5 protein-coding genes are annotated in these 3,920 nt (G+C 74.0%); 2 read left to right on the forward strand and 3 right to left on the reverse strand.

The genetic code is table 11. From position 1 onward, the window contains the following. Positions 1-165 precede the first annotated feature (165 nt). Complete coding sequence (locus ABZ641_RS28615; RefSeq protein WP_359986326.1) at positions 166-546, reverse strand: hypothetical protein; 381 nt, start codon at positions 544-546, stop codon at positions 166-168. A 186-nt stretch (positions 547-732) separates the two neighbouring features. Further along, positions 733-1,764, reverse strand: a complete 1,032-nt coding sequence (locus tag ABZ641_RS28620) for a saccharopine dehydrogenase NADP-binding domain-containing protein (protein ID WP_359986329.1) — start codon at positions 1,762-1,764, stop codon at positions 733-735. 121 nt (positions 1,765-1,885) lie between these two features. Between ABZ641_RS28620 and ABZ641_RS28625 the strand changes: the two genes are divergently transcribed. Then, positions 1,886-2,869: a helix-turn-helix domain-containing protein gene (locus ABZ641_RS28625; protein WP_359986332.1), complete on the forward strand. Its 984-nt coding sequence runs from the start codon at positions 1,886-1,888 to the stop codon at positions 2,867-2,869. Between the two features lie 59 nt (positions 2,870-2,928). After that, the gene (locus ABZ641_RS28630) at positions 2,929-3,438 is read left to right on the forward strand and encodes a nuclear transport factor 2 family protein (RefSeq protein ID WP_359986335.1); all 510 of its coding nucleotides are present in this window, start codon (positions 2,929-2,931) and stop codon (positions 3,436-3,438) included. A 250-nt stretch (positions 3,439-3,688) separates the two neighbouring features. On the opposite strand, the gene ABZ641_RS28635 is transcribed toward ABZ641_RS28630, so the two are convergent. Continuing rightward, positions 3,689-3,920: hypothetical protein (locus ABZ641_RS28635; RefSeq protein ID WP_359986338.1), on the reverse strand; the 232-nt coding region annotated here is incomplete at its 5' end.

Consider the following 3,920-nt stretch of genomic DNA (forward strand, 5'->3'; position numbering starts at 1 on the left):
CTTGTCCTCGTCCGCCTTCGGCCAGTCGAAGCCGAGCATCTCCAGGACCCACTCAAGGCCGTCCGGCAGCATCAGCGACACGAGTCAGTTCCCCCTAGCGGATTCCCGTGCCGTCCCGGCGCGGGAGTGAAGACGACGGACGATCGGCGGGCGGGCGCGCGTCCGTCACACCTGCGGGCGGTACATGGTGTGGATCTCGTTGCCCAGCGCGTCCGTCCGGCCGCCGAGGGCGTCCAGTCGGCCGGTCGTGTCGGCCTCGTTCGCCGCGTGGTTGTCGGCCATCGCCTGGAGCTTCTGGCCCATCTCGCCGAGCCGCTGCGCCAACGAATCCATGGACTCCTGCATGCCGTCGCGCAGGCCCTCGTAGACGATGCCGAACTTCTCGCCGAGGTCGTCGTCGCCCCACGGGGGCTCGTCGCCGCCCTCCAGGGCCTCCAGTCGGGACTTCATCCGGTCGGCGGCCTCCTGGAAGTCCTTGCCGACCGATTCGAGGTTCCGGCCCTGGGACCGCAGGTTCTCCTCGTCGACGATGATCTGCTGCGCCACCGAACTCCCCGTCCCCCGTACGACTGCGACAGCTCTCGGACCGCGACACGGTCCGGCCCGGCTGTCCCACTACCCGTCAACCGCACGATCCTACGGCGCGCCGGCCGGCTGGCGGCACCGCGGGCGGCCGGTTCGCACGACCCCCACCTAACCGGAACAACTCGCACCGCTTCGGCCGGACGCCCCTCAGGAGTGCACCTCCACCGTCAGGTGCGGGGACAGGGCCCGGAGGAAGTCGGACGCGTCGAAGAGCTCGCCGGCGGAGACCACACCGACGGCCCCGGTCCGCCCGGTCAGGATGCGGTCGACCGCCTCCACCACGAGCGGCGCGGTGACGGCGTAGATGTCCTTCCCTCGCGCCACGGCCCGCCGTTCGCCGCCTGCGGAACGCACCACGACGTCGACGAGGAAGGTCTGCGCGGAGCGCCCGTGCTCGTCGGCCGCGGTCGGCGCCGGCGTGTCCGGGGCGGCGAGCTCCCCCGCCGCCTCGACCGTCATGTAGGTGCGCACCTCGGGGACGGCGAGGTGGCTGGGCACGGTGACGACGTCGGCCATCGTGAACTCCCCGACGACGGGCCGGGTGCCCAGCGGGGCGGGGAAGGTCCACTCCAGGAGCGGCGCTTCGTCCCGGCGGTACTCCAGCCGCCCGCCCGCGTAGCGGACCCGCCGGCCGTCCCGCCGCTCCCGGGAGACCGCACCCGCGGTCCGCGTCCCGGCGGTGGGGTGCCAACTGCTCAGCCCGTACGCGACGTGCACCTCCTCGGCCGCCGTCCGGTCGCCCAGCGCCGCGGTGGCGAGCAGGTCGCCGAGGCCGCCGAAGAAGGCCATCGCCGGGAGGACCACCGTTCCCGCGGCCCGGGCGCGGTCCGCGAAGTGCGTGAACGTGTCGAGGTTGGCCTCGATCTCGGCCGCCACGTCCACGTACGGGATCCCGGCGCGCAGCGCCGCCTCGATCACGGGGGCCGCCGTCACGGCGAAGGGCCCGGCGCAGTTGACCACGGCCGCCGCGCCGGCCAGCGCCCGGTCGAGCGACGCGGGGTCGTCGACCGACGCCGGACGCACCTCCAGGCCGGGCTCGGACACCGCGAGCTCCGCCAGCTTGCCGGCGTCGCGCCCGGAGAGCACCGGGAGGTACCCCCGCTCCCGCAGCTGCGCCACCACGAAGCGTCCGGTGTGCCCGTACGCGCCGAACACCGCCACCGTCCGTCCGGATCCCATGGGTCCTCCCCTGACTCGCCCGGTCCGCCGCCGGTCTGCGGCGCTCCGTCACCGACAATCCTGGCGGCGACGGCACTCCACCACGAGTGTCCGGAACGACACGACCCGTACACTTCCGGACATGGGCACCGTCGCACTGGCCGTCACCGAGGGCATGCTGCACTTCGAACTGTCCGTGGCGTACGAGGTCTTCGGGAGCGGGCCGGTTGGCGGGGCCGCCTCCTGGTACGAACTCGCCGTCTGCGGGCCGGAGTCCGTGCGGGTCGGCCGGTTCCGGATGGAGCCCGACCACGGCCTCGACCGGCTCCCGCTCGCCGACACCGTGATCGTCCCCGGCTGGGCCGACGTCGACGTGGCCCCGCCCGCCGACCTGGTCGACGCCGTGCGCGCGGCCCACGAGGCGGGCGCCCGGGTGGCCTCGCTGTGCACGGGCGCGTTCGTGCTGGCCGCCGCCGGGCTGCTGGACGGGCGGCGCGCGACCACGCACTGGGCGCACACCGGGGTCCTGGCCGCCCGCCACCCCCGGGTCGCGGTCGATCCGGACGTCCTGTACGTGGACAACGGCAGCGTGCTCACCTCGGCCGGCAAGGCCGCCGCCCTGGACCTCTGCCTGCACCTGGTCCGGCTCGACCACGGCTCGTCGGTGGCCAACGCGGTCGCCCGCCGCCTGGTCGTGCCGCCGCACCGGGACGGCGGCCAGGCCCAGTTCGTCACCACCCCGGTGCCCGCCCCGGACAACCACCCGCTCGCCGACCTGTTCCCCTGGGTGCTCGAACGGCTGGACCGGCCGCTGACCGTGGAGGACCTGGCCCGCCGGGCACGGATGAGCTCGCGGCACCTGGGCCGCCACTTCAGGTCGGTCACCGGCACCACCCCGCTGCAGTGGCTGCTGACCCAACGCATCCGCCACGCACAGGAGTTGCTGGAGACCACCGACGACAGTGTGGACGCCGTCGCGGCGGCCACCGGCATGGGCACCGCCACGACCCTGCGGCGGCACTTCAACCGCACGGTCGGCGTGCCCCCGGACACCTACCGCCGCACCTTCCGCACCCGCACCGCCACGGCCCCGGACGCCAACGGGCACTCCCCTCAGCGCCTTTGAGCCGCCGGGGCGGGAAAATCGGTTCGCCCTCCACCCTTCCCGTCCGGTAGACATCGGAGATGACGAACGAAACGCCGGAACCCCTGGACCGGCTCCTGGCCGAACACGCCTGCGAGCGCCTGCTCATCGACTTCCTGCACCGCCTCGACCTGGGCGAACCCGGCACCGTCGCCGAGCTGTTCACCCCCGACGGAGTCTGGGAGTGGCCGGCGGGCGAGCGCCGCATCGAGGGCCGCGACGCCCTGCGGGGCTACTTCGCCTCCCGGCCCGCCGACCGCCTGTCCCGCCGGCTGTGCAGCAACGTCCTGGTCGACGTCCACTCACCGACCACGGCCACCGCCACCTCCTACTTCGCCACCTACCGCGTCGACGGCTGGACGGGCGACATGCTGCTGCCCCGGCTCCCCGTCAACGTCGGCCACTACGAGGACACCTTCCGCAGGACGGACGGCCGTTGGCTGCTCGCCACCCGCACCGTCCACCTCCCCTTCGGCGGCCCCACCGAGCGGCTCCGCCCCACCGAACCGGCCACCGAAGCCCCGGCCGACGTCCCCGACGGACGCGGCTGACGGACCGACGTACGGTGCCGCCCGGGCACCCTGCGCCTCCCTTCCGCGCACCGAGTGCCGGGCATTTGGTTGCGGTCGGCCCGGACCACTCCGTTTGCCGGACCTGATCGCCCGCCCGCGGGCAGCCGGCGCGGCCCGTCCGGTTCAGCCCGGAGCGCAGAGGTACCCGTGGGTGCCGCCGAGGTCCGTAGGCAAGTCGGCCGTCCCGATGCGGCGCGTCACGTCCTGTGACGGCGCGCCAACGGCAGCCTCACTCGCCTCCGCTCGTCCGCACGTCGTACAGCGACGGCACGAAGAAGCGGTGCTCCCAGAAGCCGCTGGCGGCGGCCGCCGCATCGACGGTCGCGACCCAGCCGGCCACGGCCTCCTCCAGGTCGCCTCCGTCGTGGTACCCCAACACGACCGGTGCCGTCAGTGCCGCGTGGTGGAGCAGCACGATGCGCAGGAACCGGTCGAGGCTGCCGGCCATCAGGGGGAACGTG

This window comes from Kitasatospora sp. NPDC007106 (assembly GCF_040634455.1).
Classification (GTDB): domain Bacteria; phylum Actinomycetota; class Actinomycetes; order Streptomycetales; family Streptomycetaceae; genus Kitasatospora; species Kitasatospora arboriphila.

What these genes read in the sequence shown, in the direction of transcription:
- ABZ641_RS28630 (WP_359986335.1), top strand. Translation starts at nt 2,929, where the DNA reads ATGACGAACGAAACGCCGGAACCCCTGGACCGGCTCCTGGCCGAACAC.
- ABZ641_RS28620 (WP_359986329.1), bottom strand. Translation starts at nt 1,764, where the DNA reads ATGGGATCCGGACGGACGGTGGCGGTGTTCGGCGCGTACGGGCACACC.
- ABZ641_RS28625 (WP_359986332.1), top strand. Translation starts at nt 1,886, where the DNA reads ATGGGCACCGTCGCACTGGCCGTCACCGAGGGCATGCTGCACTTCGAA.